Genomic DNA, 21187 nt, shown 5'->3' on the forward strand with positions numbered 1-21187 from the left:
CGGTACGTCGGCCAGGACGCGGGCGCTACGTCGGCCAGGCCGCCGGCGGCATGTCGGCCCGCGCGGGCCGAAACCGCACAGGTCGCCTCACCGGGCGGGATCGGCCTCCAGAGCCGATCCCGGGTCCGGGGCGGAGGGGCCCGACGGGATCCACCGCCCGGCTTCGCGGTGGTACGGCCACCAGCGTCCCTCCCGGCCCAGCCGGAGCTGGCGGTCGGTGCCCGCCTCCGTCCAGCGGGCGCGGACCCGGCGGAGCACCGGCGCCTCCCCGTCCGCCCACGCCTCGACCAGGGCCGCACGGGCGCGGGCCAGTGTGCTCCGGTCCGGCGTCCAGTCGTCCTCCAGCGCCGCGAGGCCCGGGCCCGCGCCGAAGCCCCAGGCGCGTACGGCCAGTTCCATATCAGCCCGGCTGCGCCCGGTAGCCGCCGCCAGGCGGGACCTGACCCGGAAGCCACCGGCCTCGGCTGTGAGTCGTACGGCGTCTTCAAAGAGCGTGAGCGGGGCCGCCGGGGCACGATCGGCGTGGCCCGGAGCCAGTGCCTCCGCGAGCCGCCGATGGGCTTCGGTCGCGGCCGCCTGCGCCAGGAACTCCACCGCGTCCACGTCGAGGTCCGGTTCCGGTTCGCCCTCGGTGTCCAGCGTCGGCGGCTGGCCCGGCACCGCCGGCAGCCCCGGGAGCGGCGGCAGCGCGGGCCGGACACCCCCCGCCGCGAAGGCCTCCGCCGCCGGGATCCCTTCGTCGGCGGGTGACTGCGGGGCCTGCGCTTCAGCCGTGCTCCGCTCCTCCAGCTCGTCCACCAGCTCCCGCTCGCCGCGGCCCCGCAGCAGGAGCAGCACGAAGGGGTCCTGGTCCAGCAGGCGGGCCACCTGGTAGCAGAGCGCGGCCGTGTGCGGGCAGTGGTCCCACTCGCCGCAGTCGCAGCGCGGATCGAGGTCCCCGATGCCCGGCAGCAGCTCCACCCCGGCGGCCGCCGCGTCCTCGGCCAGCTCCGGCGGCACCTCCCGGTCCAGGAGCGCCGCGATGTACCCCGCCTCGGCGGCCGCCAGGCCCAGCAGCCGGTCCCACTGCGCCTCCGTGAACTCCTGCACCAGCACGTCCGTCCGGTGCGCCGTCCCGTCCGGGTCGCGCACCACCGCGGTGAGCCCGCCGGGGCGTACCGAGACCGCGCCGACCGCGCCGGAGCGCGCGTACCGGCGACCCTGCTTGACCTGCGTCCCGTCGAGCGCGCTGTCCTCCAGGGCGCGCAGCCAGGCATGGCCCCACCAGGTGCGGGCGAAGCCGCGGCCGCCGGGGGCCGGCGGCAGGGCGGGGAAGGTCTTCTCGTACGGGTCTCGGTCCCGGTCCCGGGTGTTCATCGCTGACTCCCCGCGCGCGTCGGGCGCAATGCCACGAGCTCGGCCAGTTCGGCATCGGTCAGTTCGGTCAATGCGCTCTCGCCGCCTGCGAGGACGGCGTCGGCGAGGGCGCGCTTGCGCTCCAGCATCTGGGCGATGCGGTCCTCGACGGTGCCCTCGGCGATGATCCGGTGGACCTGAACGGGCTGGGTCTGGCCGATGCGGTAGGCGCGGTCGGTGGCCTGTTCCTCGACGGCCGGGTTCCACCAGCGGTCGAAGTGGATGACGTGTCCGGCCCGGGTGAGGTTCAGCCCGGTGCCCGCCGCCTTCAGGGACAGCAGGAACACGGGGACCTCGCCCGCCTGGAAGCGGTCGACCAGCTCCTCCCGGCGCGGCACCGGCGTCCCGCCGTGCAGCAGCTGCGAAGCGATCCCGCGCCCGGCGAGGTGCTTCTCCAGGATCCTGGCCATCGCCACGTACTGGGTGAACACGAGGGCGGAGCCGCCTTCCGCCAGGATCGTGTCCAGGAGTTCGTCGAGAAGCTCCAGCTTTCCGGAGCGGGCGGCGCCGCCGCCACTGCTTCCGGCGTCCTTGGCGCCGCGTTCCGACGGGCCGTGTTCCCGCAGGTAGTGGGCCGGGTGGTTGCAGATCTGTTTGAGGGAGGTCAGCAGCTTGACCACCAGACCGCGCCGCTCCATCCCGTCCGCCTCCGAGATCTCGGCGAGGGTCTCGCGTACGACGGCCTCGTAGAGGGAGGTCTGTTCGGGGCTGAGGGCGACCGCGTGGTCGGTCTCGGTCTTGGGTGGCAGCTCGGGCGCGATCCCCGGGTCGGACTTCTTGCGCCGCAGCAGGAACGGCCGTACGAGTGCGGACAGTCGGGCGGCGGCCTGCGGGTCGCGGCCGCTCTCGACCGGGTCGGCGAAGCGGGAGCGGAAGGTGCCGAGGCGGCCCAGGATCCCGGGTGTGGTCCAGTCGAGAACGGCCCACAGTTCGGAGAGGTCGTTCTCGACGGGTGTGCCGGTCAGGGCCACGCGGGCCGGGGCCGGGATGGTGCGCAGGGCCTTGGCGGTGGAGGAACGCGGGTTCTTGACGTGCTGGGCCTCGTCGGCCACGACCATGCCCCAGCGGACGGCGGCGAGTTCGGGCGCGTCCAGGCGCATGGTGCCGTAGGTGGTGAGGACGAACCCTCCGGTGAGGCCGGCGAGGCTGCGGCCCGGACCGTGGAAGCGGCGTACGGGCGTGCCCGGCGCGAACCTCTCGATCTCCCGCTGCCAGTTGCCCAGCAGCGAGGCCGGGCACACCACCAGGGTGGGCCCGGCGGTGTCGGGATCGGTGCTGGTGTCAGCTTCGGCTTCGGCTTCGGCTTCGGCTTCGGCTTCGGGATCGGTGCCTGTGCCTGTGCCTGTGCCTTCCGGTCGGTTGCGGTGCAGGTGGAGTGCGATGAGGGTGACGGTCTTGCCGAGTCCCATGTCGTCGGCGAGGCAGGCGCCGAGGCCGAGCGAGGTCATCCGGGCCAGCCAGCGCAGGCCGCGCAGCTGGTAGTCGCGCAGGGTGGCGTGCAGTTCCGGCGGCGCGCCGAGGGCGTCGGCCTCGTCCTGCGGGTCGGCGGCCAGGCGGGCACGCAGTCCTTCCAGCGGACCGGTGGCCTCCACGTCGACCCGCTTGCCGTCGATCTCCGCCGACCCGGTGAGTACGGCGGCCAGCGCGTCCGCGGCCGCGATCCTACGGTCCTGGCGGGCCCGGGCCCGGCGGGCCTCGGCCGGATCGACCAGGACCCACCGGTCTCGCAACCGGACCAGGGGGCGCTTGGCCTCGGCGAGGCGGTCGAGCTCGGCGCGGGTCAGATCGCCCTGGTCGCCGAGGGCGTGGCGCCAGCTGAAGGAGAGCAGGGCGCCGGGGGACAGCAGGCCGGAGGGCCGGGCGCTCGCGGCGGTGACGTCGGGGGAGCCGAGGACGGCGCGGGCGCTCAGGTCGCGCAGGAGGCCGCGCGGCCAATGCACCTGGACGCCGTCGGCGGCCAGGGCGGCGGCGGCTTCATCGAGCAGCTCCGTGACCTCCTCGTCGGCGAGCTCGACGGAGTCCGGGACGGCCGCGCCCAGCAGCGGGGCGAGCGGGGACCACAGCCGGGCGGCACGGCGCAGTGCGCGGAGGGCGTCCATCCGGGCGCCGGGCGGGAAAGCGGCCGCGGCGGCTCCGGATCCGGCCCACACATCGGCGGCGTCGGCGACGAGGGCGGCGTCGGCCGGGCTGTGCATCTGGAGGACGGCCCGGAAGGCGGGAGCGGGCTCGGGGTCGGCCCCGGCCCCGCGGTCGCAGTCGGCTCCGGGCTCGTTATCGGGGTCCCGGTCGAGCTCGATCCGCACGGAGATCCGTACGCCGGCGTCATGGCCGGCGGCCACCTCCGCGGCCCATCCGCGCAGCTCGGGGTGGAGGCGCGGGGGGCGGGCGGCGTAGGCCGGCCCGCCGGCGGCCGCGGGAGCGGCGGGGGAGCGCGGGAGGGTGTCGGCGACGGCGTCGAGGAAGGCCCGCAGCAGCGGCTCCGGTGCGGGCAGCCGGGCCGGCCCGTCGGGGGCCAGCGGTACGCAGTGCGCGGCGGGCGGCATCGCGGCGGCCAGTTCCCGGACCTCGGCGAGGTCGGAGCCCTCCAGCGGGCCGATCCGCCAGGCGTCGTGCCCGGCGGGGCTCAGCCCGGGCAGGAGCTGCCCGCGGGCGGCGAAGCGCAGGGCGAGCAGTGCGGCGGCGCCCCAGAACGCCGTGCCGCTGCCACCGCTGGCCTCGTTTCCGGCGCCGGATCCGGCCGCGGCCTCGGCGTCCGCCTCGGCGGAGCGGGCGCGGGTGAGCAGGGGCAGGGCCTCGTCCACGGAGAGCACGAGCGCGACCACGGTGGCCCGGCGCAGGTCGGGGGTGATGATCGTGAGCTCTTCGTAACGGCCTTTTCCGACAGGCGATTTGGGGTCCACGGCGTCGGTGCCGGTACCGGTACCGGCACCGACGCCGGTACCGGTGTCGGTGCGGGCTGCCTTGCCGTCTGACTGCCACAGGGCGATCCGGCCGCTGCGGGCCGGGTCGGCGGGAAGAAAGACGGCGCCGTGGTGGATGAGGCCGGAGATCTCGGAGAGCACGCATTCCTCAAACTTGACTACCGGGTACGGGCGGCCGAGAGTACCCCACCGAGGGCGCCCGACGGCGAGGGCGCGGCCGTGACCCGGGTCACTTTCAAGACCGTTCGGGCGCCGGGGAACGCGCGGTCTCGGCGGCGCGTTGAGGGGATAGTGGTCGACGGCAGGAGGAGGTGTCCGCAGATGTCCACGAGCGGAAAAGTCGCGGTTGCCGGAGTCGTGGCAGCCATCGTGTTGTTCTGGGCGGTGGGGTTCTGGGCGGGGCTGCTGGTCCTGATCGGCGTGCCGGCCGCTGCCTACCTCCTGCTGGACTCCTCCCAGCGGCGTCGCCTGCGGGGTATGTCCAGGAAGCAGATCGGCCGCTGACCGCGGCCCGGGCGTAGATCCTGTCCGGGCTCCGGCTTCGATGCGGAGCCCGGCAGGCATGGCCGCGAGGCAGGTCGGGCGCGGCCGCCGGCTGGCGGTGGCACCGCGGGAGTGCGGGCCCGCCCGGGCGGCCGGGTCAGGCGGCGCCGCTCACGACGGCCGGGGACAGGTCGGGGGCGAGGTCCGGTTCCAGCAGCATCTGGGACGCGTGCTCCACGAGGTGCCGGAGCACCGGCAAGTAGGTCTCGTCGCCCCCCAGTTCGTCCAGGATGCGGTACCCCTCGGCACGGAACGCGTCGATCTCCGCCCGGTACCGGTCGAGGGCGGTGGGCGTCCGCAGCAGGCCCGCGAGTTCCGATCTGGCGTGATGTGATCGCCCTGCGGCGGTGCACAGACTCAGGATGTGCTCCCTGGAAGCGGGCGATGCGTCCTCGATCACCGAGGCCAGAAGGTACGTGACAGTGCCGTTGAGCAGGTCCTCGTCGCGGCCGGACAGAATGTCTTCCTGGTCGTTGAAGATCTGCCACAGGATGCCGAAGACGAAGCCGAATTCACGCCACAGCTCCACCTTCTCGGCCGTCGTGCCCGAGAATATCGCGGCCATTGCGGTGATCATTCCGAAGGGCGCGCCGGATTTGCCGCGATAGGTCTCGATCACCGATTTCCGCGAAGCGCTGCGGACGTCTCCGCGCATGTCGTCGATCTGGCCGTCGACGCCGATGATCCAGCCGTTCAGGATCTCGGTAATGAGCGCGCTGCGTGCCTGCGACGGGAGATCCTGCTCCAGGAGGATCTGAATGGGGAGTGCGTTTCCCGTGATGACGGATGCGAGCAGTGCTTCGTTCTCGGTGAGCTCACCGGAGATGGAGGCGCCGTTGGCGTCCGCCAGGTCGTCGAGGTAGCAGGCCGAGGTCCACCACAGCAGGTGGACGGCGGAAAGCGGAATGGCCGGCCTTGGGTTTCCGGTCTCTATGGCGTGGGCGAGCAGCGGCAGTACTGAGAGGGGATGTCTCAGTTTGCGGTGGTCCAAAAGTTTGGCCACCGAGCTCCGGGTCGTACGCGCCAGGGGGCCGAGCCGCTCCAGCGCGGTTTCGATCTCCGCGTCGATGTCCTGCGCAACTTCCCGGTGCAGGTCCAGGTAGGACATGGAATTCAAGAATGGCCTCCGTCGTGGAATGGGCCGCCGGGGCGAGGTGCGCACCTTTGAGCCGCGTGACTGGCCGATTCGATCATTCCGGAGGAAGGGGATCCAGAGCGATTTCCAGCCTGATGGGCCGGTTCTTTTCGTTCATGAGGGTCGGCACCGCACGGCGCCCGGAGACCGGGCGCCGTCGGACCGATCAGTAGTAGTCGCGCATCAGGGCCGTCGCCCACTCCGGCTGCCGCCGTTCGCCCCGAGGTCCGAACTCGTCCATGTACGGCTTCAGATCGAGCACCGGCGTGCCGTCGACGGCGTCGAGGCCCTCCACGTGCACGTCCAGGCCGTCCACCTTGACCACCCGGCAGCGGGAGACGCCCAGCCGGTTGGGCCGGTTCTTGCCGCGCTGGGCGAAGATGCCGACCAGCGGCCAGTCCGGGTTGCCGCGGGGCCGCCGCGCGCCCGTCTCGACCTTCTCCACCGGCACCCGGTCGAAGTGGTAGACGACCTCGACGTGCGAGAAGTCCTCCAGCCCGAACAGCGCCTCCGGGCCGAACAGGCGGTCGTCGAGCCGGATCACCGCCGTCTCCCGCCCCCAGTCGTCATCGGCCACTTCGGTGCGGCCTCCCACGACCACGCCCACCGGCTCGCACTCCACCACTGCATCCCCCTTCGTCGCGACCGCACTCACGACGGACGGACCGCGATGCGGTCCAGTTCCGCCAGCAGGTGCGGCAGGTCCGGATCCCCCTCATGGGGGACCGTGAGCACCTCGCCCGGTTCCTCGTCCAGCAGTACGAAGGCGGCCTCGCCGGTCCGGGCCACCAGCGACCAGCCTGGACCGTCCACCCGAAGCGTCCGGGCCCCCTCGCCGGCGAACGAGGACCGTACCCGGCCCGGCGGCGGCGGGGTCTTCGTGTACCCCACGGCCTCCTCCAGTGCCCGCGCGAGCCCGGGGTGCGCGGCGGCCGCCGCTCCACCGTCCGTGGCCTCGCGCTCGCGCCAGTCGGCCCACTCCCGTGCGATCTGGTCCGCACCCATCCGCCGCTGCACCGGGCCCCACGCCTCCGCCGAGGGCGGGGCGAGCGGGACGCGCCCCGTCCCGTCGGCGCCCTGCTCGGGATCGTGCGGCTCGGGGATCCCGGACGCGGCGACGGACAGCTCCAGCGGCCAGCCCGCCAGCGAGACCACGATGGTCCGCTCGTCGGGGGACAGGTCGTACTCCATCCCGCAGTCCCAGGAGGCGATGGCAGCGGCGACGAGCGAGACGTCGTCCACGACGACCGTCCAGCGCGCGCCCTCCTCGTCCTGGCCGAGCACCAGCCCGTAGCCCTCCCCGCCCGGAGCCACTCCCAGCAGGGAGCAGGCCTCGGGGAAGTCGTCACCCAGGATGCTGGGGAACTGTGCCGGGGTCAGCAGCACAGCGGTCAGCACATACAGCGAGCCGCCACCCTCGTCGTCGGACACCTGGCCTCCTGGTAGCTCTCTCGTCGGCGCACCTTAACCAGCGGGTAACCCGCACGTCGAGAGCTGGCGGGGGACGATTTCCAAGGCTGCTACCTGCACGTAGAGTTGGGAACCCGCCACAGAAAGGGACACCCGGTGCAGCGTTACGACCGGCTGAGGGAGATCCTCCGTCTCGACCCCGACAAGGATTTCCTCGCCATCTACCGGCTCACCGCCACCTACGAGTTCCCCTGGGACTTCACCCGGGCCCTGGAACTCGCCCTGTTCCGGACCTATGCCGTCCCGAGCATCGGTGGCCTGCTGGCCGAGACGGCCGAGTTCACCGACCGGGCCCAGAAGCGCTACGACGACACGGCGCTGCTCCTGGACGCGGTCGTCGAGCACGGCTTCGAGAACGACACCGCACGCACCGCGATCCGCCGCGTCAACCAGATGCACCGCAGCTACGACATCTCGAACGAGGACATGCGCTACGTGCTGTGCACGTTCGTGGTGATTCCGGCACGCTGGCTGGATGCCTACGGCTGGCGTCCGCTGACCCACCACGAGCGCCGGGCCTGCGCGAACTACTACGCCACCCTCGGCCGCCACCTGGGCATCACGGACATCCCGGGCTCCTACGAGGAGTTCGAAACCGCGATGAACGCCTACGAGGAGGCCCAATTCGGTTGGCACGAGGGTGCGCGCAGGGTCGCCGACTCCACCCTCGACCTCATGGCCTCCTGGTACCCGGCGCCCGTCGCCCCCGCCGTGCGGCGCGCGAGTCTCGCCCTCCTCGACGAATCGCTGCTGAGCACCTTCCGGTACGAGCCCCCGCGGGCGCCGGTCCGCAGGCTGGTCCAGGGCGCCCTGTGGCTGCGCGGTCGCGCGGTACGGCTCCTGCCGCCGCGCCGGGCCCCGCACTACGCCCGGCAGAACCCGGAGATCAAGGGCTACCCCCGTGGCTACGACGTGGGTGAGCTCGGCACGTTCCCGGTGCCCGGCTCGGGCGGCTGCCCCGTTCCGCATCCGCGCCGGCCCGCCGGAGCCGAGGCCCAGCCTCCGACCTGATCCCGGGCGCCTCCGCGGACCCCGGGCGCGGGGCCGACGTACAGGCGTGTGTCACGGATGGCGGGGGCGTTCGGCCAGCGCCAGGAAACGGTCGTCCTGGTCGGCGTACGAGGTCATGTGCCAGCCCGAACCGGACAGCAGCGGGCCGAGGTTGTGCTCGGCCCGCATGTCGTCCGCTGTCAGCTCACGTCCGTGGCGGGCGGCGAGGGCCGCTCGCCCGATCGGGTGGAACAGCGCGAGCCGGCCGCCGGGGCGGACGACCCGGGCGAGTTCGCGCAGGTTCGCTCCGGGGTCGGGCAGGTGGGCGATGAGCCCGGCGGCGAACACCGCGTCGAGCACCTCGTCGCGCAGCGGCAGCCGGGCCACGTCGGTGAGCAGCAGGGCGCCCTCGGCGTCCCGCCCGGCCCGCCGGGCGGCGGTCAGCATCTGAGGGGTGAGGTCCGCGCCGAGTACCGTCCCGGTCGGTCCGACGGCTGCCCGCAGTGCGGTCATGGCACGTCCGGTGCCGCAGCCCGCGTCGAGCACGCGGTCCCCGGGCCGCAGTCCGAACTCGGCCACGGCGGTGGCGAAGGCGGGACCGTCCCCGGGGAACTTGCGGTCCCAGTCCGCCGCGCGCGCCCCGAAGAACTCCTGCACGTGTGTCTGGTCTTCGCTCATGCGCCCATGATCCCCCACGGGCGGCCTGCGGTGTGGCTGCGGACGGTGCGCAACCTGGTGCGTGGTGTGATCGGAGATGAACGTAGCTCTGTCATATTCCAGCAGTTCCAGCTGCTTTCGAAATGCGCCCCCTGTTCGCGCCCTCACCCGGACTAGCGTCCCGTGGCCATGGGACACCTGGGACATCTGGACCACGCCGCCTATGGGTGGCTGACACCCGCGCTGTCATACGTGATGGCATCGATCGGCGCCGCCCTCGGGCTGCGCTGCACCGTCCGCGCCCTCGCCGCGACCGGAGCCTCCCGCCGCAACTGGCTCCTCGCCGCGGCCTCCACCATCGGCACCGGCATCTGGACCATGCACTTCGTCGCGATGCTCGGCTTCGAGGTCACGGGCACCGAGATCCACTACAACGTGCCGCTCACGATCCTCAGCCTGCTCGTCGCCGTGCTGGTCGTCGGCGCCGGAGTCTTCGCCGTCGGCTACGGCAAGGACCGCAGGCGGTCCCTCGTACTGGGCGGCCTCACCACCGGGCTCGGCGTCGCCAGCATGCACTACCTGGGGATGGCGGCCCTGCGGTTGCACGGCGAGATCTCCTACGATCCGCTCGCCGTCGCTCTCTCCGTGGCGATCGCCGTGATCGCGGCGACCGCCGCCCTGTGGGCCGCGCTCAACATCAAGTCGCCGGTGGCGGTCGCCGTGGCCTCGCTCGTCATGGGGGCTGCCGTCAGCAGCATGCACTACACGGGGATGATGGCCGTCGCCGTCAGCGTCAGTCCCGCGGACACGGCCCTCCCCGGCGCCACGGCCATGCAGTTCATCTTCCCGCTCGCCGTCGGGCTGGGCTCCTACCTCTTCATCACCGCCGCCTTCGTCGCGCTCTCCCCGACGGTCGGCGAGCGCGAGGCCTCCGACTCTGCCCGGCACCTGCGGGAGCCCACCGCGACCGCCCACTGAGCGGGCCGGTCCGCGGCGCCGCACCGCCGCGCCCCCGCCTCCGTGCCCCCCGCCTCCGCGCCCCCGCTTCCACGCACCCCCCGCCCAGCCCCCAGCGCCCCCGCACCACCGCCCCCACATCACCGCCGTATACCGCACCCGTAGGCACCGCCCCGGAACGAGGAGCCCATGCGAACACCCCGCAGAAAACCGGAAGCAGCGGCGCCGCGGCAGCCCGCGCCCCCGGCCCGCGGCCGCCGGGCCCACGCCGGGCCGCCGGCCGAGGAACCGGCGGAACTCCGGTCCCACCAGCCCCAGCCGGCCGCCGCGCGCGAGAGCGGGCGCCGGGTACGACTGCGGCTGCGCCCCGCCACCGTCCGCGCCAAGATCGTCTCGCTGCTGATGGTCCCGGTCGTCTCGCTCCTCGCCCTCTGGGCCTTCGCCACCGTCAACACCGCCCAGGACATGGCCCGGCTCAGCCGTGTCCAGCAGGTCGATGCCGAGATACGCACCCCCGTCGCCGCCGCCGTAACCGAGTTGCAGGCCGAACGGCGTACCGCCGTCCGCCTTCTGGCCGACCCCGCGGCAGACCCGGCCGCCCTGGACCAGCAGGCCCGCCGCACCGACGCCGCCGTCCAGCGGCTGCGGCTCGGCGACCGCCACACCGTCGCCGACTCCGGCGACTACCGCTCCGACATCGTGGTCCGGCTGGAGGAGTTCGTCGTCGCCGCCGAAGGACTGGGATCCTCGCGCAAGGACATCACCGACCGCCGCGCCACCCCCGAGGCGGCCTACGCGATCTACACGCGCGTCGTCGACTCCGCCTTCGCCGTCGGCGGCGCCCTGACCGGCGGGGAGGACGCCGAACTCGGCCCCGACGCCCGCGTGCTGCTCGAATTCTCCCGCGCCACGGAACTGCTGTCCCGCGAGGACGCGCTGCTCGCCTCCCCGGGCCCGCGTACGGCCGAAACGCTTCGGCAGCTGACCGGCGCCGTCGAGTCCCGCCGCGCGCTCACCGACGCCGCGGCCCGTGACCTTCCCGCAGCCCAGCAGGCCGCCTGGGAGTCCGCCGCCAAGAGCGCCGCCTACGCCGACCTCACCGGCGCCGAGGACCGGGCGCTGGCCGCCGGCACCTCCAAGGAGAGCCGCGGGGCGCCCGCCGGATGGGAGGGCGCCCACAACGCCATCGCCTCCTCGATGCGCGAGATCGAGGAGACCGCGCACGCCGCGGCCGCCGACCGGGGCGACCCGTTCGCCGAGGGCGCGCTCACCCCGGCGGGGGCCGCGGTACTGCTGGGTCTGGTGGCCGTCGCCGCCTCCCTCGTCATCTCGGTGCGGATCGGCCGGGTCCTGGTCGTCGAACTCGTCTCGCTGCGCAACACCGCCCTGGAGATCGCCCACCGCAAACTGCCGCAGGCGATGGAACGGCTGCGTGCGGGCCAGGAGATCGACGTCGCCGCCGAGACCCCGCCCGGGCCGCCGGCCGAGGACGAGATCACCCAGGTCGGCGAGGCGCTCGGCACCGTCCACCGGGCCGCGCTCAGCGCCGCCGTCGAGCGCGCGGAGCTCGCCAGCGGGATCTCCGGCGTCTTCGTCAACCTCGCCCGCCGCAGCCAGGTCCTCGTGCACAAGCAGCTCACCCTGCTCGACTCGATGGAACGGCGCGCCGACGACCCGAACGAGCTCGGCGACCTCTTCCGCCTCGACCACCTGACCACGCGCATGCGCCGGCACGCGGAAAGCCTGATCATCCTGTCGGGCGCCACTCCCGGTCGGGCCTGGCGGATGCCGGTCCCGCTCACGAACGTCGTGCGGGCCGCGGTCTCCGAGATCGAGGACTACCCGCGGATCGAGGTCCGCCAGCTCGCCGAGGGCGCCGTGGTCGGGGGCGCCGTGGCCGACCTCACCCACCTGCTTGCCGAACTCATCGAAAACGCGGCGCAGTTCTCCCCGCCGCACACCAAGGTCCGGGTCAGCGGCGAACCCGTCGGGACCGGTTACGTCCTGGAGGTCGAGGACCGCGGACTCGGCATGGGCCGCGAATCCCTGAGCGAGGCCAACCGGCGCATCGAGCAGTCCGAGTCCCTCGACCTCTTCGACAGCGACCGGCTCGGGCTCTTCGTGGTCAGCCGGCTCTCTGCCCGCCACGGGGTGAAGGTGCACCTGCGCACCTCGCCCTACGGAGGCACCACCGCGGTGGTGCTCCTGCCGAACTCCGTGCTCCAGGGCGCGATCACGGCCGGCGCCGCCCCCGGGCGGTCCGCCCACGCCGCCCCGGGGTCCGGGTCCGCCCGAGCCGCCGCCTCCGCGACCGCTTGCGAACCCGGGGCGGCACCCGTGCCGGAGACGCCCGTCGCGGCCCCGGCCGCAGCACCGAAGGCGGCCCCGAAGGCAGCACCGAAGGCAGCACCGAAGGTGGTCATCATGGCCGAACAGCCACCGGCCATGACCGTCGTACGGGAGGACGCGCACGCCCCCGTACCGACCGCGACCCAGGCACCGGACCCCGTACGCGAGGAGCCGCGCCCGGCCCCGGTGGCCCCGCTGCGGCCGCGTGCCGCCGGTGGTGCGGCGGGTCGTCCCCAGGCCGCTGCGGCGCCCCCGGCGTCGGTGACGGAACTGCCGCGCCGGGTGCGTCAGGCCAGCCTCGTCCCGCAGCTCCGGGAGGCGCCCGCCGGCAAGGACCCGGCCACTTCCCGCCTCCCCGAGGAGCCGCCGGGCCGCAGCCCGGAGCAGGCCCGGGACCGGATGGCGGCCTACCGCGCCGGCTGGGTCCGCGGCGCGCAGGAGAACTCCCCTCACGCAGGCAGCGAAGGAGAAGTGTGATGATCGAACACCAGAGAATCGACCTCGACGGCGGCCGCAGGTCCGGTGAACTGGACTGGCTGCTCGACGACCTGGTGCACCGGGTCCGCGAGGTCCGGCACGCCGTGGTGCTCTCCAACGACGGCCTGGCGGTGGGCGCCTCCAGCGCGCTCAGCCGGGAGGACGCCGAGCACCTGGCGGCGGTGGCCTCGGGCTTCCACAGCCTGGCCAAGGGCGCGGGCCGGCACTTCCACGCCGGGGGCGTGCGCCAGACGATGGTCGAGATGGACGAGGGCTTCCTCTTCGTCGCGGCCGCCGGCGACGGCTCCTGTCTGGCCGTGCTCAGCGCCGCCAGCGCCGACATCGGCCTGATCGCCTACGAGATGGCCCGGCTGGTGAAGCGGGTCGGCGAGCACCTCTACACCCCGCCCCGGTTCGCGGCGCGGCCGCCGGCTGCTGGCTGAGCGCGGCGGTCCGGCACATGAATGGCCAGTGGTACGACGCCGACGCGGGCCCGCTCGTCCGGCCGTACGCCGTGACCGGCGGCCGTACGAAGCCGGGACCCCACGGGGTCCGCTTCGACCTGATCGCGCTGGTCGCGGTCGACCCGGAGGGCGCGGACGCGGCGGCCGAGTCCCTGATGGGCCCCGAGCACCGGGCCCTGCTCGGGCTCTGCCGGTCCGAGACCCAGTCGGTGGCCGAACTCGCCGCGGACGCCGACCTGCCCGTGGGGGTCGTGCGGGTGCTGCTCGGCGACCTGCTGGAGGGCGGACACGTGATGGTCAGCCGGCCCGTACCGCCCGCACAACTGCCGGACGTGCGGATTCTGCGTGAAGTCATCGAGGGATTGCGAGCGCTTTGATGGGACAGCATGACGACCGAACTGCCGGAGCTGCGCCGGATGTGGATCCCGGTCCCGGGGAGGACCCCGAACTGGCCGCGCTCGCGCTGAAGATCCTGGTGGCGGGCGGGTTCGGGGTGGGCAAGACCACGCTGGTGGGCGCGGTCAGCGAGATCCGGCCGCTGCGGACGGAGGAGGCGCTGAGCGAGGCCGGCGAACTGGTCGACGACACGGGCGGCGTGGACCAGAAGACGACCACCACCGTGGCCATGGACTTCGGCCGGATCACCATCCGGTCCGGTCTGTCGCTGTACCTGTTCGGCACCCCGGGGCAGGACCGGTTCTGGTTCCTGTGGGACGAGCTGTCGCAGGGCGCGCTGGGCGCGGTGGTGCTCGCCGACACACGGCGGCTGGAGGACTGCTTTCCGGCGGTGGACTACTTCGAGCACCGGCGCATCCCGTTCGTCGTGGCCGTCAACTGCTTCACGGACGCGCGGCGGTACGGGGCGCACGACGTGTCGCGGGCACTGGACCTGGAGCAGGGGACACCCGTGGTGCTGTGTGACGCGAGGGACCGGGACTCGGGGAAGGAAGTGCTCATCAGACTGGTCGAGTACGCCGGGCGGGTGCACACCGCCCGGCTCTTGGACTCGGTGGAGCCGCAGGCCGATTCCGTGTGAACCGGCCCGGTGCGGCGGGGGTGGGTGTCAGTCGGCGAGGTCGGCGAGCGCGATCACCTTGTCGATCGGGACCCTGACGAGGAGCTCGGTCGGGACGGCGTTGCGGCGGCCGAAGGCTTCGCCGTGCTCCTCGCCCATGTAGCGGGTGCCGATCCGGGTGGCCCAGGTGAGCATTTCGTCCGCGTCGTCGCTGTACCCGCTGATCTCGGCGCGGCCCTGGAGGACGACGAAGGAGAAGGGCGGCCGGTCGTCGTCCACGCAGAGTGCGACCCGGCCGTCGCGGGCGAGGTTGCGCCCCTTGACGGTGTCCTTTCCGGTGTTGAAAACGAAGGAATCGCCATCGAGCAGGAACCAGACGGGAGCGATGTGCGGGCTCCCGTCCGCGGACACGGTGGAGAGCTTTCCGGTGCGGGTGAAGTGGGAGACGAAAGCCCGCCATTCCTCTTGAGTCATCTTCTTCGCCATGGGGACATCCTCCTTGCCCGAAAGGCGCTGGTGGGGAAGGCTTGCGGCACGAGTACGCGGGGTGGGGCGCGATGGCCGACCGGCCGGCGTCAACGGGGAGGGGCTGGGAATGGCACTGGACAAGCAACTGGACTGGCTGCTGGACGACCTGACGCGCAGGGTCCAGCAGGTGCGGCACGCGGTGGTGCTGTCCAACGACGGCCTGGTCACGGGGGCGAGCGCGGGGCTGGCGCGGGAGGACGCGGAACACCTGGCGGCCGTCGCGGCCGGCCTGCAGAGCCTCGCGAAGGGTTCGGGCCGGCACTTCAGGGCCGGTGAGGTGCGCCAGACGATGGTCGAGTACGACGAGGGAGTGCTGTTCGTCATGGCGGCGGGCGCGGGCAGCAGCCTGTGCGTCCTGAGCGCCGCCGAGGCGGACATCGGTCAGGTTGCGTACGAGATGACGCTGCTGGTCAACCGGGTGGGCGAGCACCTGGGAGTGGCGGAGCGCCGCATCACCGGCGGCTGATCCGGGCGACGTTCCGGCGAGGTTGTCCACAGGCCTCGCGAGGTGTCGTCGCGCACGGTTACGGTCTTCACACAGAGTAATTGCTGCTCGTGGGGGAGGACCGTGATGACGATGCAGACGGGGACCGTGCTGCGGGACGGTGTGGCCGAGGCGGCTGCGGACGTGCTGGTGGGCGGCGTGCAGGCCGCTGGTGAACTGGGTCTGAGTCGAAGCGAGTTCGCCAGGGCCGTCCAACTGGGGATCGTGCGGGCCGGTCCGCGGGCACTCGGCGGGGCCGCGCGCTACGAACGGGCCGAGCTGGACCGCGTCAGGTCGGCGGCGGGTCCGCCGGAGGCGTTGCGCGAGCGGGTCGAGACGGTGGCCGGGGCGCAGGCCGCGGCCGAGGTGGTGGGGGTCGGCCCGAGCCGCTTCACACGGCTCGCGCGCTGCGGCCACGTGACGCCGGTCGGCTACCGGATCAACCGGTACCGGGCGGTGGTGTGGCTCTATCTGACCGCGGAGCTACGGGGCTTCGCCGCGCGGGAGCCGGGGATGCTGCGCGGGGTCGCGCCCCCGGAGGACCGCGAGCTGATGGCGGCCGGGGCGGACCTGCGCCCGCGCAAGTGGCGCGGGCGGCACGTCGGGCTGCTGCTGAGACGAACGGCAGACCCCTGGGAGCGCGCCGCCGTACTGGCCTCCGTGCTTCCCGAGGACGAGCTGCGCGAGGCCGTGCCCGACCCGGCCGAGCGGATCGTGCTGGCCGCCCTCGCCCCGCCCCCGCCGTACGGGCATCCGCAGGTTCCGGCGGCCGCGGCGGTGGCACTGCGGCTGCTGGAGGCCGGGCCCCCGGACGAGATCCACTGGTACCGCACCAGCCTGGACTTCGCCCTCACGGGGGCGCGGGATCAGTCGAAGTCGACGGGGGAGAGGGGGCCGACGTAGACCCAGGCCCCGGCCTCGCGGGAGAAGCTGCTGTGCTCCTGCAGCGAGCCGGTGTGCCGACCCTCGCGGTAGTGGGCGCGGAACTCCACCGAGCCCTCGGTCTCGAACATGCCGCCGCGCTCGGTGGTGAGGATCTCCAGCCGCTCCCAGCGCTGTTCGGGATCCAGATCGAGGCGGGCCGGACGGGTGGAGGAGTGCCAGGAGCGCAGCAGGTAGGCGGTGTCGCCCACGGCGAACGCGCTGAACCGGGAGCGCATCAGCAGCTCGGCGGTGGGGGCCGACCCGGCACCGGAGTGGAAGCGGCCGCAGCAGTCCGGGTAGGCGGCGGGCAGCCCGCAGGGGCAGGGGAGGGCAGGGGTGGGCATGGGTGTGCTCAGTTCTCCGGAGTGGGCTCGGACTGCCGGGCCGGCTGGGCCGACCGGGACGGCTTGGCGGGGTACGGACGGAAGAGCCCCTCCTGGACCACGGACACCAGCAGCCTGCCCTCCACGTCGTAGATACGGCCCCGGGCCAGCCCCCGGCCGCCGTGCGCGATGGGCGACTCCTGGTCGTACAGGAACCACTCGTCCGCCCGGAAGGGCCGGTGGAACCACATGGCGTGGTCCAGCGAGGCCATGTCGAAACCGCGCATGCCCCACAGGGGTTCCACCGGGATGCGCACGGCGTCGAGGAGGGTCATGTCACTGGCGTAGGTGAGGGCGCAGGTGTGGATGAGCGGGTCGTCGCCCAGCGGGCCGACGGCACGCATCCACACCGCGCTGCGGGGATCGGATCCCTTGAGCTCCTCGGGAGTCCAGCGGAGCCGGTTGACGTACCGGATGTCGAAGGGCTGGCGGCGGGCCATCCGCTCCAGTGCCTCCGGCAGCGCCCCGAGGTGCTCGCGGATCTCGTCCGCGAGCTTGGGGAGCGTGTCCGGGTGAGGGACGTGGTGAGGAGGCAGCTGGTGCTCGATGCCGCCCTCCTCCGGATGATGGAAGGAGGCGGTGAGATTGAAGATCGTCTTGCCCTGCTGGACCGCGGTGACCCGGCGCGTGGTGAAGGACCGCCCGTCGCGCACCCGCTCCACCTGGTACACGATCGGCACCCCGGGGATGCCGGGGCGCAGGAAGTACGCGTGCAGCGAGTGGACCGGGCGGTCGCTCTCGACGGTGCGCCCCGCGGCCACCAGCGCCTGGCCGGCGACCTGGCCGCCGAAGACGCGCTGGAGGGACTCCTGCGGGCTGGCACCACGGAAGATGTTGACCTCGATCTGCTCCAGATCGAGCAGATCGACCAGTCTCTCGGCGGGGTTCGTCATCAGAGGATCTCCACTGTCGGGTCCGGCGGGTCGGGCGGGTCCGGCGATTCGGGCAGGGCGGGGGGCGGGTACGGCGGGCGGCGGCAGCTGGTCAGAGCGCCCCGAGCTCGCCGACCGAGGTGACGCGGATGACCGCCCGGCCCTCCTCGTCGGAGGCGGCCAGGTCCACCTCGGCGCTGATGCCCCAGCCATGGTCCCCGTTGGGGTCGGCGAAGGTCTGCCGGACGCGCCACAGGCCGTGCGCCGGGTCCTCCTCGATCTGCAGCAGCTTGGGGCCGCGCGCGTCGGGGCCCGTGCCCAGGTCGTCGTACTCGTCCCAGTACCCGTCCATGGCCTCGCCCCAGGCGTCCGCGTCCCAGCCGGACTCGGAGTCCAGCTCGCCCAGCACGTTGACGTGGTCCAGGGCGGCCAGCTCGACCCGGCGGAACATGGCGTTGCGGACCAGGACCCGGAAGGCGCGGGCGTTCGCGGTGACCGGCTTGACCTGGTCGGCCTTCTCCTGGGCCTGCTCCGCCGTCTCCACCTCCGGGTTCGCCAGCTGCTCCCACTCGTCGAGCAGGCTGGAGTCGACCTGGCGGACCAGTTCGCCGAGCCAGGCGATCAGGTCCTGGAGGTCCTCGGACTTGAGGTCGTCGGGGATGGTGTGGTCCAGCGCCTTGAACGCGCCGGCCAGGTAGCGCAGCACGATGCCCTCGGTACGGGCCAGCTCGTAGAAGGAGGTGAACTCGGTGAAGGTCATCGCGCGTTCGTACATGTCGCGGATGATCGACTTCGGGGAGACCGGGTGGTCGCGCACCCACGGGTGGCTCTTGGCGTACACGTCGTAGGCGTGGAAGAGCAGCTCTTCGAGCGGCTTGGGATAGGTGACGTCCTGGAGCCGCTCCATCCGCTCCTCGTACTCGATCCCGTCGGCCTTCATCTGGCCGACCTGGATACCGCGTTCCTTGTTCTGCTGGGCGGCCAGGATCTGGCGCGGGTCGTCGAGCGTGGACTCCACGACGGACACCATGTCCAGCGCGTAGGAGGGGGACTCCGGGTCCAGCAGGTCGAAGGAGGCCAGGGCGAAGGTGGAGAGCGGCTGGTTGAGCGCGAAGTCCTGCTGGAGGTCGACGGTGAGCCGGATGGTGCGGCCCTCCGCGTCCGGGGTGTCGAGCTTCTCGACCACACCGCCGTCCAGCAGCGAGCGGTAGATCGCGATGGCCCGGCGGATGTGCCGCAGCTGGGCCTTGCGGGGCTCGTGGTTGTCCTCCAGGAGGTGGCGCATCGCCTTGAAGGCGTCGCCCGGCCGGGCGATCACCGACAGCAGCATGATGTTGGTGACCTTGAAGCGCGAGGTCAGCGCCTCCGGGTCGGCGGCGATGAGCTTCTCGAAGGTGGTGTCCGACCAGGCCACGAAGCCCTCGGGGGCCTTCTTGCGCACCACCTTGCGGCGCTTCTTCGGGTCGTCGCCCGCCTTCGCGAGGGCCTTCTCGTTCTCGATGACGTGCTCGGGTGCCTGCGCGACCACGTACCCCGCGGTGTCGAAGCCGGCCCGGCCGGCGCGTCCGGCGATCTGGTGGAACTCGCGGGCGCGCAGCGTGCGCACCCGGTTGCCGTCGTACTTGGTGAGGGCGGTGAACAGCACCGTGCGGATCGGGACGTTGACGCCGACCCCGAGGGTGTCCGTACCGCAGATGACCTTCAGCAGGCCGGCCTGCGCGAGCTTCTCGACCAGGCGGCGGTACTTGGGCAGCATGCCGGCGTGGTGCACACCGATGCCGTGCCGGACGTAGCGGGAGAGGTTCTGGCCGAACTTGGTGGTGAAGCGGAAGTTGCCGATGAGGTCGGCGATCTTGTCCTTCTCCTCGCGCGTGCACATGTTGATGCTCATCAGCGACTGTGCCCGCTCGACCGCCTGGGCCTGCGTGAAGTGCACGATGTAGACGGGGGCCTGCCGGGTCTCAAGCAGCTCGGTGATCGTGTCGGTGATCGGCGTCGTGACGTACTCGTACGAGAGCGGGACGGGCCGGGTCGCGGAACGGACCACCGAGGTGGGCCGCCCGGTGCGCCGGGTCAGGTCCTCCTCGAACCGCTTCATGTCGCCGAGGGTCGCCGACATCAGGATGAACTGTGCCTGCGGCAGCTCCAGCAGCGGGATCTGCCAGGCCCAGCCGCGGTCCGGCTCGGCATAGAAGTGGAACTCGTCCATCACGACCTGGCCGATGTCGGCGTGCCTGCCGTCGCGCAGGGCGATGGAGGCCAGCACCTCGGCGGTGCAGCAGATCACCGGGGCGTCCGCGTTCACGGAGGCGTCACCGGTCAGCATCCCGACGTTCTCGGTGCCGAAGAGCTTGCACAGGTCGAAGAACTTCTCCGACACCAGCGCCTTGATCGGGGCGGTGTAGAAGGTGACCTTGTCCTGGGCCAGGGCGGTGAAGTGCGCGCCGGCCGCGACCAGGCTCTTGCCGGAGCCGGTCGGGGTGGAAAGGATCACGTTCGCCCCGGAGACGACCTCGATCAGCGCCTCCTCCTGAGCCGGGTACAGGGTGATGCCCTGGTCCTCCGCCCACGAGGAGAAAGCCTCGAAGAGGGCGTCGGGGTCGGCGTTCGGCGGGAGCTGATCAATGAGGGTCACACCCCCCATCTTGCCTGGCTTCCCCCCGGATCAGGGAACCGGCGGACGGAATGAAGATCACCGACGGTACGCTGTGCCGTCGATGCGGCCCGAACGAAACAGTCGACCGGGCCCGAACACACACCAGCGGGGCGGGAAACGACCATGATGGGTCCGGCGCACTCACTGTCCGGGGCAACGGCCTGGCTGGGGGTGGGCGCGGCCACCGCGGCCGCCGGACACCCCATGCCCTGGCCCGTCCTCGTCGTCGGCGCGCTGATCTGCGCCGGGGCGGCCCTCGCCCCCGACCTGGACCACAAGTCGGCGACGATCTCCCGCGCCTTCGGCCCCCTCTCCAAGGGGCTGTGCGAGGTGGTCGACAAGATCTCCTACGCCGTATACAAGGGGACCCGCTCCAAGAAGGACGCCCGCCGTACCGGCGGCCACCGCACCCTGACGCACACCTGGCTCTGGGCCGTCCTGATCGGCGGCGGCGCCTCCGTGCTCGCCGTCACCGCCGAGCGCTGGGGCGTGCTCGCGCTGCTCTTCGTGCACCTGGTGCTGGCGGTGGAGGGCCTGCTGTGGCGGGCGGCCCGGATGTCCAGCGACGTCCTGGTCTGGCTGCTCGGCGCGACCAGCGCGTGGATCCTGGCCGGGGTGCTGGACCAGCCCGGCAACGGTGCGAACTGGCTGTTCACCGGAGCGGGCCAGGAATACCTCTGGCTCGGCCTGCCGATCGTGCTCGGGGCCCTGGTCCACGACATCGGCGACGCCCTCACCGTATCCGGCTGCCCGGTCCTGTGGCCGCTGCCGATCGCCGGCAAGCGCTGGTACCCGATCGGCCCGCCGAAGGCGATGCGTTTCCGCGCCGGCAGCTGGGTGGAGCTCAAGGTCCTGATGCCGGTCTTCATCCTGCTGGGAGGCTTCGGGGGCGCCTCGGCCCTCGGCTTCATCTGAGACACAGCCGGGTCGCCCCCTGCCACCGGGGCACCTGGGCACCCGGGCGCCG

At 72.7% G+C, this 21187-nt stretch carries 20 protein-coding genes; 10 read left to right on the forward strand and 10 right to left on the reverse strand.

What is annotated here, in order from left to right; genetic code table 11:
* Window positions 1-87: 87 nt before the first annotated feature.
* Window positions 88-1356: an SWIM zinc finger family protein gene (locus tag IE257_RS08630; RefSeq protein WP_189966416.1), complete on the reverse strand. Its 1269-nt coding sequence runs from the start codon at window positions 1354-1356 to the stop codon at window positions 88-90.
* Window positions 1353-4457 (reverse strand): DEAD/DEAH box helicase, encoded by a 3105-nt coding sequence (locus IE257_RS08635; RefSeq protein ID WP_229920217.1) that lies wholly within the window; start codon window positions 4455-4457, stop codon window positions 1353-1355. Before IE257_RS08635 ends, IE257_RS08630 begins: the two co-directional genes overlap by 4 nt.
* Before the next feature lie 180 nt (window positions 4458-4637).
* Between IE257_RS08635 and IE257_RS08640 the strand changes: the two genes are divergently transcribed.
* The gene (locus IE257_RS08640) at window positions 4638-4820 is read left to right on the forward strand and encodes a tail-anchor membrane protein (RefSeq protein ID WP_189967292.1); all 183 of its coding nucleotides are present in this window, start codon (window positions 4638-4640) and stop codon (window positions 4818-4820) included.
* A 136-nt stretch (window positions 4821-4956) separates the two neighbouring features.
* Here the strand turns inward: IE257_RS08640 and IE257_RS08645 are convergent, their stop codons facing one another.
* The 3 genes from IE257_RS08645 to IE257_RS08655 form a co-directional block, all read right to left on the reverse strand.
* A complete protein-coding gene (locus tag IE257_RS08645) occupies window positions 4957-5967 on the reverse strand; it encodes a polyprenyl synthetase family protein (RefSeq protein ID WP_189966417.1) in 1011 nt (336 codons plus the stop codon).
* Between the two features lie 193 nt (window positions 5968-6160).
* Window positions 6161-6616: an SAM-dependent methyltransferase gene (locus IE257_RS08650; protein WP_189967294.1), complete on the reverse strand. Its 456-nt coding sequence runs from the start codon at window positions 6614-6616 to the stop codon at window positions 6161-6163.
* A gap of 29 nt (window positions 6617-6645) precedes the next feature.
* A complete protein-coding gene (locus IE257_RS08655; RefSeq protein ID WP_189966419.1) occupies window positions 6646-7425 on the reverse strand; it encodes a hypothetical protein in 780 nt (259 codons plus the stop codon).
* A gap of 135 nt (window positions 7426-7560) precedes the next feature.
* On the opposite strand from IE257_RS08655, the gene IE257_RS08660 reads away from it, so the two are divergent.
* Complete coding sequence (locus IE257_RS08660; RefSeq protein WP_189966420.1) at window positions 7561-8475, forward strand: oxygenase MpaB family protein; 915 nt, start codon at window positions 7561-7563, stop codon at window positions 8473-8475.
* A gap of 51 nt (window positions 8476-8526) precedes the next feature.
* Here IE257_RS08660 and IE257_RS08665 read toward each other — a convergent pair whose 3' ends face one another.
* Window positions 8527-9132 carry a class I SAM-dependent methyltransferase gene (locus IE257_RS08665; protein WP_189966422.1) on the reverse strand — a complete coding sequence of 202 codons (606 nt, stop codon included), beginning with the start codon at window positions 9130-9132 and terminating at the stop codon, window positions 8527-8529.
* A 177-nt stretch (window positions 9133-9309) separates the two neighbouring features.
* Between IE257_RS08665 and IE257_RS08670 the strand changes: the two genes are divergently transcribed.
* The 5 genes from IE257_RS08670 (at window position 9310) to IE257_RS08690 (ending at window position 14394) form a co-directional block, all read left to right on the forward strand.
* Complete coding sequence (locus tag IE257_RS08670) at window positions 9310-10089, forward strand: MHYT domain-containing protein (RefSeq protein ID WP_189967296.1); 780 nt, start codon at window positions 9310-9312, stop codon at window positions 10087-10089.
* Window positions 10090-10257: 168 nt separating this feature from the next.
* Window positions 10258-12894 carry a sensor histidine kinase gene (locus tag IE257_RS08675; protein ID WP_189966424.1) on the forward strand — a complete coding sequence of 879 codons (2637 nt, stop codon included), beginning with the start codon at window positions 10258-10260 and terminating at the stop codon, window positions 12892-12894.
* Window positions 12894-13337, forward strand: coding sequence for a roadblock/LC7 domain-containing protein (locus IE257_RS08680; RefSeq protein WP_189966426.1), 444 nt, complete (start codon window positions 12894-12896; stop codon window positions 13335-13337). The genes IE257_RS08675 and IE257_RS08680 overlap by 1 nt, the downstream gene beginning before the upstream one ends.
* Window positions 13338-13354: 17 nt before the next feature.
* On the forward strand, window positions 13355-13735 hold the full coding sequence (locus IE257_RS08685; RefSeq protein WP_189966428.1) for a DUF742 domain-containing protein: 381 nt from the start codon (window positions 13355-13357) through the stop codon (window positions 13733-13735).
* Window positions 13732-14394: a GTP-binding protein gene (locus IE257_RS08690; protein WP_372453050.1), complete on the forward strand. Its 663-nt coding sequence runs from the start codon at window positions 13732-13734 to the stop codon at window positions 14392-14394. The genes IE257_RS08685 and IE257_RS08690 overlap by 4 nt, the downstream gene beginning before the upstream one ends.
* Before the next feature lie 27 nt (window positions 14395-14421).
* On the opposite strand, the gene IE257_RS08695 is transcribed toward IE257_RS08690, so the two are convergent.
* Complete coding sequence (locus IE257_RS08695) at window positions 14422-14859, reverse strand: PPOX class F420-dependent oxidoreductase (protein WP_189966433.1); 438 nt, start codon at window positions 14857-14859, stop codon at window positions 14422-14424.
* 109 nt (window positions 14860-14968) lie between these two features.
* Between IE257_RS08695 and IE257_RS08700 the strand changes: the two genes are divergently transcribed.
* Window positions 14969-15367, forward strand: a complete 399-nt coding sequence (locus IE257_RS08700) for a roadblock/LC7 domain-containing protein (protein ID WP_030384197.1) — start codon at window positions 14969-14971, stop codon at window positions 15365-15367.
* Window positions 15368-15472: 105 nt separating this feature from the next.
* Window positions 15473-16288, forward strand: a complete 816-nt coding sequence (locus IE257_RS08705; RefSeq protein ID WP_189966435.1) for a DUF6397 family protein — start codon at window positions 15473-15475, stop codon at window positions 16286-16288.
* Here IE257_RS08705 and IE257_RS08710 read toward each other — a convergent pair.
* The 3 genes from IE257_RS08710 to IE257_RS08720 all read right to left on the reverse strand — a co-directional run bounded on the left by IE257_RS08710 (window position 16252) and on the right by IE257_RS08720 (window position 20199).
* The gene (locus IE257_RS08710) at window positions 16252-16653 is read right to left on the reverse strand and encodes a YchJ family protein (protein WP_189966436.1); all 402 of its coding nucleotides are present in this window, start codon (window positions 16651-16653) and stop codon (window positions 16252-16254) included. The genes IE257_RS08705 and IE257_RS08710 overlap by 37 nt on opposite strands.
* Before the next feature lie 8 nt (window positions 16654-16661).
* Window positions 16662-17585 (reverse strand): acyl-CoA thioesterase, encoded by a 924-nt coding sequence (locus IE257_RS08715; protein WP_189966438.1) that lies wholly within the window; start codon window positions 17583-17585, stop codon window positions 16662-16664.
* A 91-nt stretch (window positions 17586-17676) separates the two neighbouring features.
* Window positions 17677-20199 (reverse strand): DEAD/DEAH box helicase, encoded by a 2523-nt coding sequence (locus IE257_RS08720; protein ID WP_189966440.1) that lies wholly within the window; start codon window positions 20197-20199, stop codon window positions 17677-17679.
* 144 nt (window positions 20200-20343) lie between these two features.
* Between IE257_RS08720 and IE257_RS08725 the strand changes: the two genes are divergently transcribed.
* On the forward strand, window positions 20344-21135 hold the full coding sequence (locus tag IE257_RS08725; protein ID WP_189966442.1) for a metal-dependent hydrolase: 792 nt from the start codon (window positions 20344-20346) through the stop codon (window positions 21133-21135).
* The last annotated feature ends 52 nt before the right edge of the window (window positions 21136-21187 follow it).

The sequence above is a fragment of the Streptomyces avidinii genome (assembly GCF_014650695.1).
Classification (GTDB): domain Bacteria; phylum Actinomycetota; class Actinomycetes; order Streptomycetales; family Streptomycetaceae; genus Streptomyces; species Streptomyces avidinii.

Bases quoted from the DNA above. Each gene is read 5' to 3' on its own strand.
- IE257_RS08700 (WP_030384197.1), top strand. From the start codon at position 14,969: ATGGCACTGGACAAGCAACTGGACTGGCTGCTGGACGACCTGACGCGC.
- IE257_RS08640 (WP_189967292.1), top strand. From the start codon at position 4,638: ATGTCCACGAGCGGAAAAGTCGCGGTTGCCGGAGTCGTGGCAGCCATC.
- IE257_RS08705 (WP_189966435.1), top strand. From the start codon at position 15,473: ATGACGATGCAGACGGGGACCGTGCTGCGGGACGGTGTGGCCGAGGCG.
- IE257_RS08665 (WP_189966422.1), bottom strand. From the start codon at position 9,132: ATGAGCGAAGACCAGACACACGTGCAGGAGTTCTTCGGGGCGCGCGCG.
- IE257_RS08645 (WP_189966417.1), bottom strand. From the start codon at position 5,967: ATGTCCTACCTGGACCTGCACCGGGAAGTTGCGCAGGACATCGACGCG.
- IE257_RS08630 (WP_189966416.1), bottom strand. From the start codon at position 1,356: ATGAACACCCGGGACCGGGACCGAGACCCGTACGAGAAGACCTTCCCC.
- IE257_RS08685 (WP_189966428.1), top strand. From the start codon at position 13,355: ATGAATGGCCAGTGGTACGACGCCGACGCGGGCCCGCTCGTCCGGCCG.
- IE257_RS08695 (WP_189966433.1), bottom strand. From the start codon at position 14,859: ATGGCGAAGAAGATGACTCAAGAGGAATGGCGGGCTTTCGTCTCCCAC.
- IE257_RS08725 (WP_189966442.1), top strand. From the start codon at position 20,344: ATGATGGGTCCGGCGCACTCACTGTCCGGGGCAACGGCCTGGCTGGGG.
- IE257_RS08675 (WP_189966424.1), top strand. From the start codon at position 10,258: ATGCGAACACCCCGCAGAAAACCGGAAGCAGCGGCGCCGCGGCAGCCC.
- IE257_RS08710 (WP_189966436.1), bottom strand. From the start codon at position 16,653: ATGCCCACCCCTGCCCTCCCCTGCCCCTGCGGGCTGCCCGCCGCCTAC.
- IE257_RS08680 (WP_189966426.1), top strand. From the start codon at position 12,894: ATGATCGAACACCAGAGAATCGACCTCGACGGCGGCCGCAGGTCCGGT.
- IE257_RS08715 (WP_189966438.1), bottom strand. From the start codon at position 17,585: ATGACGAACCCCGCCGAGAGACTGGTCGATCTGCTCGATCTGGAGCAG.